This is a genomic window from Citrobacter sp. Cb041 (assembly GCF_030336655.1).
In the GTDB taxonomy this organism is placed as follows: Bacteria; Pseudomonadota; Gammaproteobacteria; order Enterobacterales; family Enterobacteriaceae; genus Citrobacter; species Citrobacter braakii.
In genome coordinates this window covers 78102-92953 of record NZ_JAOWDD010000041.1, presented here as the reverse complement: position 1 = coordinate 92953, position 14852 = coordinate 78102, and the positions used below count along the sequence as shown (strand labels likewise).

At 54.4% G+C, this 14852-nt stretch carries 10 protein-coding genes; 7 read left to right on the top strand and 3 right to left on the bottom strand.

From position 1 onward, the window contains the following. Window positions 1–2 precede the first annotated feature (2 nt). Window positions 3–3779, bottom strand: coding sequence for an autotransporter assembly complex protein TamB (gene tamB / locus OGV52_RS18260; RefSeq protein ID WP_287108910.1), 3777 nt, complete (start codon window positions 3777–3779; stop codon window positions 3–5). Continuing rightward, the gene (gene tamA, locus OGV52_RS18255) at window positions 3776–5509 is read right to left on the bottom strand and encodes an autotransporter assembly complex protein TamA (RefSeq protein WP_016155528.1); all 1734 of its coding nucleotides are present in this window, start codon (window positions 5507–5509) and stop codon (window positions 3776–3778) included. The genes tamB and tamA overlap by 4 nt, the downstream gene beginning before the upstream one ends. Window positions 5510–5721: 212 nt before the next feature. On the opposite strand from tamA, the gene msrA reads away from it, so the two are divergent. After that, window positions 5722–6360 carry a peptide-methionine (S)-S-oxide reductase MsrA gene (msrA, locus tag OGV52_RS18250; protein ID WP_049283035.1) on the top strand — a complete coding sequence of 213 codons (639 nt, stop codon included), beginning with the start codon at window positions 5722–5724 and terminating at the stop codon, window positions 6358–6360. A 7-nt stretch (window positions 6361–6367) separates the two neighbouring features. On the opposite strand, the gene OGV52_RS18245 is transcribed toward msrA, so the two are convergent. Continuing rightward, window positions 6368–7423, bottom strand: coding sequence for a LacI family DNA-binding transcriptional regulator (locus OGV52_RS18245; RefSeq protein WP_047499954.1), 1056 nt, complete (start codon window positions 7421–7423; stop codon window positions 6368–6370). A gap of 190 nt (window positions 7424–7613) precedes the next feature. Between OGV52_RS18245 and OGV52_RS18240 the strand changes: the two genes are divergently transcribed. The 6 genes from OGV52_RS18240 (at window position 7614) to OGV52_RS18215 (ending at window position 14773) form a co-directional block, all read left to right on the top strand. Further along, entirely contained in the window at window positions 7614–8768 is a 1155-nt protein-coding gene (locus tag OGV52_RS18240; RefSeq protein WP_287108909.1) for a Gfo/Idh/MocA family protein, read from the top strand. Window positions 8769–8784: 16 nt separating this feature from the next. Continuing rightward, window positions 8785–9969, top strand: a complete 1185-nt coding sequence (locus tag OGV52_RS18235) for a Gfo/Idh/MocA family protein (protein WP_047499962.1) — start codon at window positions 8785–8787, stop codon at window positions 9967–9969. Beyond that, entirely contained in the window at window positions 9966–11033 is a 1068-nt protein-coding gene (locus tag OGV52_RS18230) for a Gfo/Idh/MocA family protein (RefSeq protein ID WP_049283038.1), read from the top strand. Before OGV52_RS18235 ends, OGV52_RS18230 begins: the two co-directional genes overlap by 4 nt. 11 nt (window positions 11034–11044) lie before the next feature. Further along, complete coding sequence (locus OGV52_RS18225) at window positions 11045–12067, top strand: Gfo/Idh/MocA family protein (protein WP_141876177.1); 1023 nt, start codon at window positions 11045–11047, stop codon at window positions 12065–12067. A gap of 80 nt (window positions 12068–12147) precedes the next feature. Beyond that, window positions 12148–13692 (top strand): MFS transporter, encoded by a 1545-nt coding sequence (locus OGV52_RS18220; RefSeq protein ID WP_049283040.1) that lies wholly within the window; start codon window positions 12148–12150, stop codon window positions 13690–13692. A gap of 10 nt (window positions 13693–13702) precedes the next feature. After that, window positions 13703–14773: a glycoside hydrolase 5 family protein gene (locus tag OGV52_RS18215; protein ID WP_200049760.1), complete on the top strand. Its 1071-nt coding sequence runs from the start codon at window positions 13703–13705 to the stop codon at window positions 14771–14773. The last annotated feature ends 79 nt before the right edge of the window (window positions 14774–14852 follow it).

Sequence of the window (14852 nt, the reverse complement as noted above, 5' to 3'; positions counted from 1 at the left end):
TGCTAAAACTCGAACTGATAGAGCAAATCAAGTGCCTGATCTACGCCAGACACTGCTTCCAGATATAGCTTAGGCATCAGACGATAACGTAGCGTGAGTGTCGCTAAGGAGTCAAATATACCCACACCATATTTCACCTGCAGACCTGGCAGTACGTATCCGCTGACAACCACCTGAGATGAATCACCCACCCCTTGTGTGTCCAGTGCCAGATTGCTTACGCCAAATGTCTCCCCGATTTTACCCACAACCTGACCACTTTGTGCAACCCCCAGACCAATAAGCATTGAAGTCATTGCCGCGCTGTCGCTCTGTTCGCTATCCAGTCCTTGTCCGCGTAGCAGGTAGGAAAGCGCCATTTGCTGCGACATCGCCGGGTCGGAGAAGATTTCCGCCTTCGGCTCATCGGCGGAGCCCGTGACGCGAACCCCGGCGATCACGTCGTCTTCGGTGGCTTCCGGGTTACGAATTGCTTCGATGTTGAGTAACGGCTGATCCGGCGGACCGGAGAACAACAGCTCGCCCTTACGCACAATCAGATCCTGACCATAGGCATGGAAACGCCCGCTCGGAATATTAATTTGTCCGTTCAGCCCCAGCCCCTGCTTATCCTGCACCACTTTCAGATCGCCCGTCAGACGCGCTTTCAGACCAAAGGCGTCAATACGCACGTTGTTACCGACATGGATGTTCAGGTTGCTGTTGATCGGAATACCTGCTGTCTGCGGTTTCTCCGGTTGCAGATTGTTGTTAAGCATGACCATATCGCTGGAAACCCCTACCGCGCTCTCCGGCAGATCGTGTACCACGATACGCGCCCACGGCACATCCACGTTGCCATCAAGGGTAAACAGGCTCGGCGTGGCTTCAAAGACCACGTCCGGCGATACGTCCAGGCGGACCATCGGCGGCACGGTAATACGAACCCTGCTGCCTTTAGCCGCAACGCGCGCCCGCCAGTTGTCTATCTGACTCCAGTCGGCATCGCCGCTCAGGTTAATTTCGCCCTGCTGCGTACGCACCACGCCCGCCAGCGTTGAGCGTGTTCCGGTGAAGTTAACGGCTAACTGGCTTGGCTGCATGTCAAACGGCATAAAGTTGCCGTCGATATCCAGACCGCTCAGCTGCAGTTGTCCGAGCAGTTGCGGGCTTTGCACATCACCGCCCAGACGTAGGTTGGCGTTGATCACCCCAGCCGCTTTTTCACCGCGCGAGAAAATGGGGTTCACCATCGCCAGATTGAAGTTGCGGATGTTGACGTTGCCGCCGAGACTGCGGCGTCCTTGCGGATCCGTCACCTGCACCTGGCCGTCAAACTGCCCGTTGTTGGTCAGGCGAATCAGCCAGCCCAGCTCGGCACGGTTATTGTGCAGGTCGGCGGTCAGATTCAGCGTTTCAAACGCCACAGGGAGCGGCGCATCGTTCACGCTTTGCGTGACCTTCACGTTACGTCCGCTCAGCGTAACCTGCCCCTGCGGCAGCCCCTCTTTGGTGGTGTCCCAGCTCACATCAGCTTTGCCAGTGAAAACGCCGCTGGCCTGGGTTGTATCCGGCATAAACGGTTTTAGCATCGCCAGGTCAAAGCGGTTAAGGTTCACCACCGCGCGTCCTTGTGCACCGGCATCAATAGTTTGCGGTACGCACAGTTCCGCATTCGGGTTGTTCCAGCAGTGCGGCCCAATGCTGATTTTCTGTTCCTGATTGCGATAATCCAGCGCGACAGGGCGGTTAAGGGACCACGGACCGACCGGCGTCTGGAAGCGGGTATCGCTTAACGCACCTTTCCAGCGCTGCTCTTTGCGATCAAAGCTACCTGCCAGGGAGAGCTGCCCGGAGACCGGTTCCCCCTGAATGCGCAACTGCAGCTCATGCTGCTTTTCGCTACCTTTGGCATTGAGCGTCACCAGGCCAATATTCACGTCAGGCTGTACAATCCGCTCTACGCGAACGTTGAGATTACCAGCGATTTGCTCTGCCGATTTCACGTCGCCTTCGACGCGCACCTGAGCGACGGACAGCTCCTGCCAGCGCAGACCCCGGGCGGTGATATCCGCCAGCAGCTGTGGCGCTTCAACCGTACCGCGAACTTTTACCAGCCCTTTCGCCGTACCGCCCAGTCCCGGCAGCGCGTTATCCAGGCTCGGGGCATCAATCGTCGCGTCGAGATTGAGGTCTTTGACCCCCAGTTCCCCTTTCACATCCGCGCTGTTGCGTCCCAGTTCCAGATGCAGGCCCGGGATCGTCCACTGCAGGTAGCTGTTACCCTTCAGCGAACCGTGCACATTAACCTTGTTCTGCTTCACGTTGCCGGCCAGCTTCAGCTCGGGCACCTCCATCTGCCAGCTTCCGCCGTACAGACTGCCGCGAGTTTTCACCAGGCCATTCAGTTTTGATGGCCACTCCGGGATCGCTTTCGCCGTGTTGATGCCATCCAGCGTTAGCTCCCCGCGCCAGCTGATCGCCTGCTGCCAGTCCACCAGCGCTTTCAGCTCAGTTTTCCCTTCCAGCGCCGCAACGCTGAGTTTGTCGAGATTGATCTGCTGTTCGTTGCCTTTGGCATCCAGCGTGATGGTAGCCGGAGGAATATCCTGACCTTTCACAGCGGTACGCATCGACAGCGTATAGTCGGTCATCTTACCGGTCAGTTTGAGCTTGATGTCATCAGCCTGGAACTGCTTGTCGCCGGTAAACGGCCAGTAAACCTGCTTACTCACCACCTCAAGGTTGAGCGGCAATCCGGCTTCCGCCAGACGCGCCTGCGCCCGCAGGTCCATATCCACCGGACCAGACAGATTTACGCCGACTTCCAGCTGTTCACGCAGCGCGCCGCCGACCTTCAGCTTCACCTTTTCGCCTTTTAACGGATCGACGTTGAGCGTGCTGTTTAACGTAATATCGACCGGCCACGTGTCGGTCAGTTGCGCCGTGCCGCTGGCTTTTACCGTCCCCTGATTCGAGTCGATATCCAGTGCATCGAGTTTCATGTTGCCGTCAATGCTGCTCACTTTCAGCAGCATGTTATGTACCGTTAAATCCGTATCCCCGGTCACGCGCAGCTGCTCGCCGCGAAACGCTTCAATGTTGAGATTGAGCGGCAGATGGACATCGGTCATTTCCGGCAGCACCGGCTTTGAGAACAGATCTTTTAGCGTTTCGCCGAGCGGTTTTTCATCCGGTTGCGGATTTTGAATCTTTGGTTCGACAACCTCTTCCTGCGCCACTTCCGCCACTTTAGGCAGGGCAATCAGCAGCCCCTGTAATGACGTTGGCTTCAGGGTTAGCGTTTTTTCCTGCCAGTTCAGGCCGGAGGTAAATTCCAGCACCGAAACCGTGGTGTCATCGATTTTGATATTGATGTTGTTCAGCGCCACGCGCGAAAGCGTGATTGGGTAAGGTGTGGAAAGGTTAAGCGGACCGCTCTCTTCCTCTTCAACCGGCGCTGATGGCGGCATCTTTTTGCTGTCGATCGCCACGTTGATATTTTTCAGCGACAGATCGTTGACGCACAGGCTGCTGTCCCACAGGCAGTTAAGCCCCACGGCCAGATGCACTTCGCCAGCATTCACCGCCACGCCAGGTTGGTCATAACGAATATTTTTGAGCGATAAATCCCGCCAGCCGCCGGTGATCTGACCAATCTCCAGCCCCGGAACCCAACGATTCGCCGCTTTGAAGATCAGATGCAGGCCCGAGGTGGTGCCGACGAGGAACGCCACCGTGCCTAACAACAGCAGGATAAAAATCAGCACGCCGAGGCTTATCTTCTTCCATAAACTCATAATTCAGGCCCCAGACCGATGTAAAACTGTAAACCATGTTCATCTTTGTCGCCCACAGGGACAGCAAAGTCGAGCTTGATGGGTCCCACTGGCGATTGCCAGCGTACGCCGACCCCGGCACCGGTTTTGAAATCGCTTCTGCGGATATCGCTGACCGCTTCGCCGCTATCGACAAACATCGCGCCCCACCATTTTCCGGTCACGTTGTACTGATATTCCAACGAGCCGGTCGCCAGCTTCGAGGCCCCTTTCAGCTTGCCGTCGCTGCCTTCAGGCGAAATAGATTTGTATTTGTAGCCGCGAATGCTGCGATCGCCCCCGGCGAAGAAACGCAGATCCGGCGGTACTTTGTCGAAGTCCCCGGTTTCGATCCAGCCGAGGTTGCCGCGCATTACAAAGCGATGACGATCGTACAGCGTGCGGATCCAGACGTTTTGCGCCTGGAAGACGGAGAAATCAACGTCTGAACCCCAGGCCGTGTTGGAGTAATCGATAGAATAACGTTGGGAGTCGCCCCAGACTGGCATCAGACCGCCGCGCGAGCGCGTCCGGCTGATCATCACGCCCGGATAGAGCAGCATGGTGGTGTTAGTGACGTTACCCTGGGTAAAGTGGTCGAGGCTCCAGCGCAGGTTAATCGCGCGCTGCCAGCCGCTGGAGAGATCCCAGTAGCGGGAAACCGCAAGCGTAGTGGAGTCCTGCTCGGTATCGTTTAAATCGGTACGCTTAAAGCCCCCCTGCACCAGGTAATACTGCTCCAGCGGGTTCTTTAATAGCGGCATTTTATAACTGAAATCAAGAACCTGCTCTGGCGCAGAGATGCTGGCGCTGGTGGTCAGGCTGTGGCCATAGGAGTTCATCCACGGCTTTTTCCACGAGGTCTTCACCCGTGGACCGACGTCAGTTGAGTAACCGACCCCGGTTTCGATGGTATTTTCAGTTCGCGGCGACACAACGCCTTTCAGCGGCAGCACTTTGGTTTCACGGGCTTTATCAAATTCCGGAGCGACGACCACGGAATTAAACCATCCGGTCGCCGACAGACGACGGTTCAGTTCGCCCAGATCTTTCGACTCGTACTCTTCACCCTCTTTAAAGGGCACCAAATTTTGCAGGTACTCATCGCGAATTTGCGAGCCTTCAAAAGTGACATGCCCAAAGCGATAGCGTTCACCGCTGTTGTAATCGATATCCCAGAATGCCTGGCGGCGTTCGAGCGCTATTCCAAGCTGACTTTTATTAAATTCACTGTCGAAATAGCCTTTGCGCAGCGCCACGCTGGTGAGTGATTTTTTGAAGTTATCATAGTCCCCCTGATTCAGCACGGTGCCGATTGCCGGTCGCGTTTTCAGCAGATCCAGGTAATCTTTATCCGTACGTGCGCCACCGCGCAGAATCACTTCGGTGCCGCCAATCAGCACCGGCTCACCAGGGGTCACTTTGGCAATCAACACCTGGCGTCCTTTCGCCGGCGGCGGACGCAGCTCAAAATCAATGGTGGGCTCAAAGTAGCCCAGCGCTTTTAGCCCTTCGCGGATGGCATCATCAACGCGCGCACGAAAGCGTCGGTCTGGAGTGACTTCATCACTTTGAATCGTGGATAGCTGCGCACGGACGTTTTTCTCCAGCGGTCCTGATAATCCCTCGACCTGTAAGCGAACATTCGCTGCGGCGGCGGAGCCACTTAAGCACAGTAATCCCACCCAACATAACTGACGGATATGTGGCACATTTTCTCCTGAATATCCTTTTTTCCCACCCCTGGAAAAAAATACTATGCCGTTCCTCGGCTTAACAAAAAATCAACAATAAGAGTTGAAAAACAGACGACAACCCAAATATTTCTTATGTTTAACTCTAGACGTATTCACGCCGTTTATTGTGGGCAAAGACGCGTCTCGTTACAACCTTAACCCAAATGACTGATTTCGGGAGAACGGCCATGAGTTTATTTGATAGAAAGCATCTTGTTACTCAAGCAGATGCCCTACCTGGACGCAACACCCCGATGCCAGTGGCAACGCTGCATGCGGTTAACCAACATTCGATGACCAACGTGCCCGACGGTATGGAGATAGCCTTTTTCGCCATGGGATGTTTCTGGGGCGTTGAACGTTTATTCTGGTCATTACCCGGGGTATACAGCACAGCGGCCGGATATACCGGCGGCTACACCCCTAACCCAACCTATCGGGAAGTGTGTTCCGGCGACACCGGACACGCCGAAGCGGTACGCGTCGTCTATGACCCGCATGTTATCAGCTACGAGCAACTGCTGCAGGTGTTCTGGGAAAATCACGACCCGGCGCAGGGCATGCGTCAGGGGAACGACCAGGGGACGCAGTATCGCTCCGCCATTTACCCGTTAACGCCGGAGCAAACCGTCGCGGCACGGGCAAGCCTTGAGCGTTTTCAGGCAGCAATGACCGCCGCTGGCGACGAGCGCACCATTACAACGGAAATCACTACCGCAACCCCGTTCTACTATGCCGAGGACGACCACCAGCAGTATCTGCATAAAAATCCTTATGGGTACTGTGGCATTGGCGGGATTGGCGTTTGTCTGCCGCCAGAACGTTGATCCGCGATTAGCGCGCTACCGTCACCCGCGCGGCATGGCGCGTTGCGTGGGTAACGGTTCCCCGATCCGTCACCTTTCCCTTCAACAACAGGTTAAACACGGGCGCAGAGGGGCGATTAAGACGGTTCTGCAGCAAATGCACCGCCTCCACGCCCAGTGCCCGACAGGGGATAGTGATACTGGTTACCGCGGCGACGATATGCGCATCCAACTCCTGAACATCCGTCGTCATCAGCGACATCTCACCGGGTATCTCCACGCCACCGTTTTCCAGCACCCGCTGGATGCCCGTCGACATTGATGCCCCGGCGCAGAAAATGACCTCTGGCCACGCTTCACGCGGCGTCTCACGTAGCCAGTGGTCCATCGCACGTTCTGATTCATCCTCAGAAAACCCTTCCGTCACCAGCAGATCACGCCCGGTATCAAACGGTATCTGATATTGTCGGTAGACCTCCTTAATGCCCTCCAGACGCCAGTACAAGGTTTCCCGGCGCAGGCTGGTGACATGGAGAATACGCCGATGCCCCTGATCAAAAAGATATTGCACAGCACGGTTGCCAATTGCCCGGTGATCGGGGGATACCGCATCCAGTAACCCTTCTTTGTCCTGCGAGTTAATCAACACGCAGGGTTTATCCAGCAGTAGCGCCAGTTTATGCACGGTCGGGTCATCAATGCCGATGAGAATAATGGCATTGATATTTTTACTGTTGGCCTTTTCCTGAAAGACCTTTATGTCCGCGCGTTGCTCATCCAGCCCGCAGTAACTCAGATAGACATCATGCGGCGCTATCGCCTCAGCAATTCCGCGCGTCACTTCGAGGTAAAATGCATCGCCACGGGCGGTAAAGGTACGCAACGGGGCGAAAATGGCGATGCCGTTGATCAATAGCCGTCCACTGGACAGCGAGTCCAGAACGCCCAGCCTGCGCGCGCAGCTGACAATCGCATCGCGCGCGTTATCGCTGGTATATGACTTTCCGCTAAGTACTCTCGACACCGTACTCACCGAGTACCCTGTCAGGGCAGCAATTTCGTCCATTTTTAGCTTGCCAGACATTCTGTGACCTCACTCGCAATCAATCTTTGCAATTTTTTGCAAACGTAGTTCATTGACTCTAAAACACTTTTTCAATGACTGGATGAACTTCTTTTTCATCCTGCAACCGTTCTCACAAAATCACATTGTCGATATTCCAGGCGTTTCATATGTTCCGCATATCCCTTCTTTCTCATGAAAAAGGCACGACATGAAAAAAATACGCTTTGGCATTATTGGGGTTGGCAACATTGGTACCGTCCACGCGCGCTACCTGCTGGCCGGAACGGTACAAGAAGCAGCGCTCGCCGCAGTATGCGATAACAATCCTGATCAGCATGCGGCGATCCAACGGCTGGTCGGTGAAGAGGTGACACTGTTCAGCGATGCGCGTGAGATGCTGGAAAGTGGGCTGATCGACGCCGTTATCGTCGCCACACCGCACTATGACCATCCAGGTTTATCGATGATGGCCATGCGTCTTGGCATCCATACGTTGTGCGAGAAGCCTGCTGGGGTCTACACCGCGCAGGTACAAGAGATGAACGCCTGTGCGCGCGAATGCGATGTGGTGTTCGGCTTGATGTACAACCAGCGCCCCAATCCGCTGTATCAGAAAGTTAAGGATCTGATCGACAGTGGCGAACTCGGCGAGCTGCGTCGCTCTAACTGGATCATTACCAACTGGTATCGTTCGCAGAGCTATTACAACTCCGGCGGCTGGCGCGCGACCTGGAAAGGTGAAGGCGGCGGCGTGCTGCTTAATCAGGATCCGCACCAACTCGATTTATGGCAATGGCTGGTCGGCATGCCGGTACGCTTGCGTGCCTTTTGCCAGTTTGGCAAACACCGCCAGATTGAAGTTGAAGATGACGTCACGGCCTACGCGGAATACGCCAACGGCGCGACCGGCGTGTTCATCACCACCGTCGCCGAAACACCCGGCACAAATCGCCTGGAAATTGTCGGCAGCCGGGGAAAAGTGGTAGTGGAAGAAGGCCGCCTGCGCTTCTGGAAACTACGGGAATCCGAAACCGACTTTAACGCCCGCTGGCAAAACGGTTTTGGTGAGCCGGAATGCTGGGAGGTGACTATCCCTACCGAACCAGAATGCAGCGAGCATTATGTCATTACCCGCAATTTCACCGCCGCGATTCTGCACGGCGAGCCGCTGATTGCCCCCGGTCTGGAAGGCATTCGCGGCCTGACGCTTTCCAATGCGATGCACCTCTCTACCTGGACCGATGACTGGGTCGAGCTACCGATCGATGAACAGCGTTACTTCCAGTTGATCCAACAACGTATCGCCTCTTCAGTGGAAAAAACCACGGCCAGCCGCACGCTGGACGCTTCCGGTAGCTGGTAACGCGCAGGAGAAAATCATGCTGAATATTGCCATTGTTGGAACCGGGAATATCTCCCACAACCACATTCAGGGGTATTTACAGTTCACCGATCGTTGCCGGATTGTCGCCCTGGTTGATATCTACCCGGAGAAAGCCGAAGAGAAGAAATCACGCTATGGCCTGGGCGAAACGCGGGTCTACCACAGTCATCAGGCGATGCTGGACGCGGGCATCGAAGTAGATGTGGTCGATGTCTGCACTCCGCCGTACGTGCACGCAGCTATCAGCATTGATGCGCTGCAGGCCGGAAAACATGTGCTGTGCGAAAAACCGATGGCCGCCTCACTCGAAGAGTGCGATGCGATGATCGCCGCGCAAAAGGCCAGCGGGAAAACCTTATCGGTCATCGCGCAAAACCGCTTTACCGATGCCTTCTGGCGTCTGAAAACCGTTGTTGATTCCGGGCTGGCGGGCAAGATTTGCCATGCGCAGGTGGATTCATTCTGGTGGCGCGGACACTGCTATTACGACTTATGGTGGCGCGGCACGTGGCAGAAAGAAGGCGGCGGCTGCACGCTGAATCACGCAGTGCACCACATTGACGCCATTCAATGGATGCTGGGTTTCCCGGCCGAAGTGGTGGCGATGATGACCAACGTTGCTCATGACAATGCGGAAGTCGAAGACCTTAGCGCGGCTATCTTCAAATACCCCAACGGGGCACTGACACAGGTGACCGCCTCCGTGGTGCATCACGGCGAAGACCAAAAGATTGTCATTCAAGGCGAAAAGGCGCGTATTTCTGCGCCGTGGCAGGTTCATGCCAGCCAGTCGGCGGATAACGGCTTCCCGCAACCAAACAATAACGGCGAACTGGAACAGCATCTGGAGACACTTTTTCGCGCTACGCCAGCACTGCAATGGACGCTACATACCGGACAAATCGATAACCTGCTTAACGCCATCGACAAACGGACATGTCCCCTAGTCGATGGCGAACAAGGCAAGCGCTCGCTGGAGCTGATTACCGCTATCTATAAATCCGCCATCACCCGCACGGTGGTAACACTGCCCATCCACCACACCGATGCGTTTTATCGCACCAGCGGGCTGATTGAAATCGCCCCACATTTTTATGAGAAATCCGCCTCCGTGAGCAATTTCACGGAGGTGGGCGCTATCCCCCTGGGTAAAGACTTAGATTCAGGAGTTAAAAAATGAACAAGCAAGATGGAATGCACTACGCCCCTACCGGGAAGCCTCAGCCGGTCGTGGAGCCTGGCGAGTTTGTCATTGCCGCGTCCTCACTCGATCACGGTCATATCTACGGCATGTGCAACGGGTTGATTGAAGCAGGTGCCACGCTGAAATGGGTTTACGATCCCGACCCGCTCAAAATAGATCAATTTCTGCAGCATTATCCGCAAGCGCAGGTTGCCGATTCGCTCGAGACTATCCTGAACGATCGCGAGGTCCGGCTGGTTGCCGGGGCGGCAATTCCCTCTGAACGCTGCCCGCTGGGGCTGAAGGTAATGGCGGCTGGTAAAGACTACTTCACCGACAAGGCTCCGTTAACCACCCTCGCACAGCTGGAAGACGCCAAAGCAATGGTGGCGAAGACCGGACGTAAATACGCGGTCTATTACAGCGAGCGTCTGCACGTTGAAAGCGCCGTGTTTGCCGGCCAGCTAATCCATCAAGGGGCTATTGGGCGCGTGATGCAAACTCTGGGCACCGGTCCGCACCGCGAAGGCAACGGTCGCCCGAACTGGTTTTACGACAAACGCTATTTTGGCGGCATTCTGTGCGACATCGGCAGCCATCAAATCGAACAATTTCTCTTTTATACCGGCAATAGCGAGGCGCATATCGTCGCCAGCCATGTGCGTAACGTCAATCATCCGCAGTATCCGCAGTTCGAAGACTTTGGCGATGCCATGCTGGCGGGCGACAACGGGGCGACCGGCTACTTCCGCTGCGACTGGTTCACGCCGCAGGGGCTCAGTAGCTGGGGGGATGGACGCCTGACCTTGCTGGGTACCGAAGGCTACATTGAGATCCGCAAGTATGTGGATATCACCCGAGGTGAACAGGATGTGGTGTATCTGGTGAATAAAGAAGGGGAATTCCGCTACCCAGTCGCGGGCAAAGTTGGTTTTCCTTTCTTCGGCGAATTCATTCTCGATTGTCTGAATCGCACGGAAAACGCCATGACTCAGGCCCACGCCTTTAAAGCCGCAGAACTGTGCGTGAAGGCACAAATGCTGGCGAATGCCCGCACATAACCGGAGGTGACATGACAACGCTAAATGCCGCCATCATCGGCGCGGGGGCTATCCACAGCATCCACGTAAACGCCCTCCGGCTTTTGCCGGGGGTCACGCTGCGCGCGCTGGTCGATATTGATAGCGCCAACGGTTTGCAACAGGCCATCGCGTATAACTGCCGCTATTACCAGAATTACCGGGAAATGCTGCTGGATAATGACATTGACGTCGTCCATATCTGTACGCCTCACTTCGAGCACAAAAACATGATTACGGCCGCGCTTGCCGCCGGGAAACATGTGTTTTGCGAAAAACCGGTAGGGTTGAATTGCACAGAGGTAGCAGACATAGCTTACGCGGCGGCGTCTGCCCAAGGCTTACTGGGCGTGTGCTATCAAAACCGCCTTAATCCAACCAGTTTACGTATCCGCGACGAACTGGCGAAAAATACGCTCGGCAGAATGCTAAGCATTAAAGCGGTTTTGACCTGGTCGCGCTCCCGGGCTTATTACAGCGAAAGTCCGTGGCGTGGGCGTTTTGCCAGCGAAGGCGGCAGTTTACTAATCAACCAGGCTATTCATACCCTCGATCTGATGCAGTGGTTCGCAGGCGGCGTGACGCGTTTGAAAGGCGTAGTGGATAGCAGTGAACTGGCGGACGTCACTGAAGCCGAAGACAGCGCGATGGCGACCCTGCACTTTGCCAACGGCGCCCGCGGTCTGTTTTACGCCAGCAACTGTAACACCCTCGATTCACCGCTGCTGCTGGAGATCCATTGCGAGCAAGGCATGCTCCAGCTCACCGATAACACCCTGTGGCGCGTTACAGCGGACCGACGCCTGAAGCTGGATTGCGATGGTTCGCCGGACGGCCACGTCAAAAGTTACTGGGGCCTGGGCCACCAACAGGCTATTCGTCAGTTTTATCATGCTATTACTCATGGAGGTCAGACAGAATATATCAATATTAATGAAGCCCGAAAATCACTGGCGATAGTCGATGCTATTTATCATTCATCTAAAACACGACAATGGATAACCATTAATAATTAAAATTAACTCAGCGCTGAAGAATTAAATAACAACAGCCGGATAATACCGGATTACGCATACCCTACATACTGGAAAATATTATGGTCAAACCAACTGAACGCAGAGTCAGTTATGGTGTAGCGATCGGCTATGGCATTACTGATTTATTTGGCGGCGGTGCTTTCGCCATTATCGGAACATGGCTTTTATTTTTTTACACAACCTACTGCGGTTTAAGCGTGCTGGAAGCAGGATCAATATTTGCCATTGCCCGCGTGATTGATGCTGTACTTAGCCCAATTATGGGTTATATCACCGATAACTTTGGCAACACCTGGCTAGGTCGAAGATTTGGCCGTCGCCGCTTCTTTTTATTACTCAGTTGTCCTTTAATGTTTCTCTATGCCCTGCTATGGCTGACCGACATGGGTTACTGGTACTACCTGGGAACCTATCTGTCGATTGAGCTGCTGTCAGCGATGGTCCTGGTGCCGTGGGAAACCCTGGCCGCAGAAATGACTAACCGCTACGAAGAACGCAGCCGCCTCTCCGGTATGCGCATGATCTGCTCGCAGCTGGGCGGATTCCTTGCCGTATCGGTACCCGGTATCCTGATGCAGTTTACGGGCAAAGATAACCCATTTACCTATACACTAACCGGGCTGATATTTTCCGTCGTGTTCTGCCTCGCCGTGTTCATAACCTGGCGCTGCACGTGGGAGGCCAAAGACGTTCAGGAAGAGACATTTCAAACTAACCTGCAGCGCAATAGCGGGATACTGAATCACCTTAAATATTTGATACTCGATCTGTTTTCTTCTTTCAGGATCCGGGCATTTCGCCTGCATATTATTATTTATATTTTCTCATTTACCGCTATGGATGTATTCGGGTCAGTATTTACCTATTACGTAGTTTATTGCTTGAGTCAGGATGTAGCCTCCGTTTCTGGCTGGTTAAGTATTGCCGCCTTCGCTTCAGTTTTTGGCACCTATGGGTTTATGCTATTACTGAACAAACTCAATATAACCCCATCAGCAGCACTACGCCTCGCTTACACCTGTATATTTAGCGTATTGGTATTTTTATTTGTTATTTATTACACCGAAACCCAGGTGTCCAATATTCTGTTCTCTGCGATATTTATTCTGCTTGGTATGGCACGTTCCGGTCTTTACTATATCCCGTGGAATATCTATAGCTTTATTCCTGATATCGATGAGATGGTGACCCAACAGCGCCGCGAAGGGATTTTTGCGGGTGTTATGGTACTCACCCGTAAAAGTACGGTGGCAATCGCTATTTTGCTTATCGGCATGGTGCTGGAAGAGGCAGGCTTTGTAAAAGGCAGCGGCGCGCAGCCGGAAAGCGCATTACACGCCATTATCGGATTGATGATCTTTGCTACTGCGGCGCTGCTGGCGGTGAGTTTCTACGCCACCTACAAATTTAAACTTACCCGCGAAACCCACAAAGTTCTGCTCAAAGAGATCGCCCGCCGCAAGCTGGGTGGCAACTATCGCGACTGCGATGAAGAAACCCGGGTGGTGATAAAACAGCTTACCGGCTACGAATACGATGAAGTTTGGGGCGGCAGCGCCACGCAGCGTACGGCAGGACGCGTCAGTCTCTCAGATGCCGAATAAGGAGCGCATCATGTATAACCCATGGAGCAAAACACGAGCGCAAAGCTGGTATCAAGATCAACCCTGGGGCTGCGGTTTTAACTACTTGCCGCGCACCGCGGTTAACTGGCTCGAAATGTGGCAGGTAGAGAGTTTCGATAGCAGCACTATCGATCAGGAACTCGGCTGGGCCAGCCAGTATGGCTATAACCAGCTACGAACAAATTTACCGTTTACCGTCTGGCAGCATGACCGCGATGGGCTGCTCGAGCGCATTGATCTCTTCCTGAACATTGCCCGTAGCCACGGCATAAAAGTGATGCTGACGCTGCTCGACGACTGCGCTTTTTCCGGTGATGAGCCCGTTATCGGCCAGCAAAAGGCCCCAGTTCCCGGCGTTCACAATAGCCAGGCAGCGGGTAGCCCAGGCCGCGCCTGCGTGCTGGACCGACGCTGTTGGCCGCAAATTGAAGCCTACGTCAGAGATATCATCCGTTACTTTCGCCATGACTCACGTATCAGCGTCTGGGATTTATATAATGAGCCAGGCAACGGCGGGATTTTTTGTCACACTGGCGAATTTGCCCACTATGACGACAGGCTGGAAATTTACGCCTTAACCCTGATGACCCATCTGTTTGGCTGGGCACGGCAGGAGTCACCGTCTCAACCGTTGACCGTAGCGGCCTGGCATATTGACGATCGCACTGCGTGCGGGAATGCGTTTACGCATCCTGTTGATATCGCCGCGCTGCGGCTTTCCGATGTGATTAGCTACCATGCCTACGTCGATACCCCAGGCCAGTTGACTCTTCTGTCGCAGTTGGCCGAATTTGGCAGGCCGCTCTTTTGTACCGAGTGGCTGGCACGCCATGTTGATAGCCGAATAGAAGAGCAGCTACCGCTGTTTAGCGCCCAGCGCGTTTCCAGCTTTCACTGGGGGTTGGTACAAGGGAAAACGCAAACCTGGTTGCCGTGGCCGGATATCCCGCTTGACGAAGCGACGGCATCGCTATGGTTTCATGATGTGCTGAAGCCGGATGGTTCGCCTTATAGCGAAAGTGAGATGCAGATGGTACGTAGGCTTAACCCCGCAGAATAAGGCCAAAAAAGCTCCTCTGGCGACTTTACAGTACCTTACGCTATACTAGCTTCTGAATTTACCGGCTCAACGCCACGAG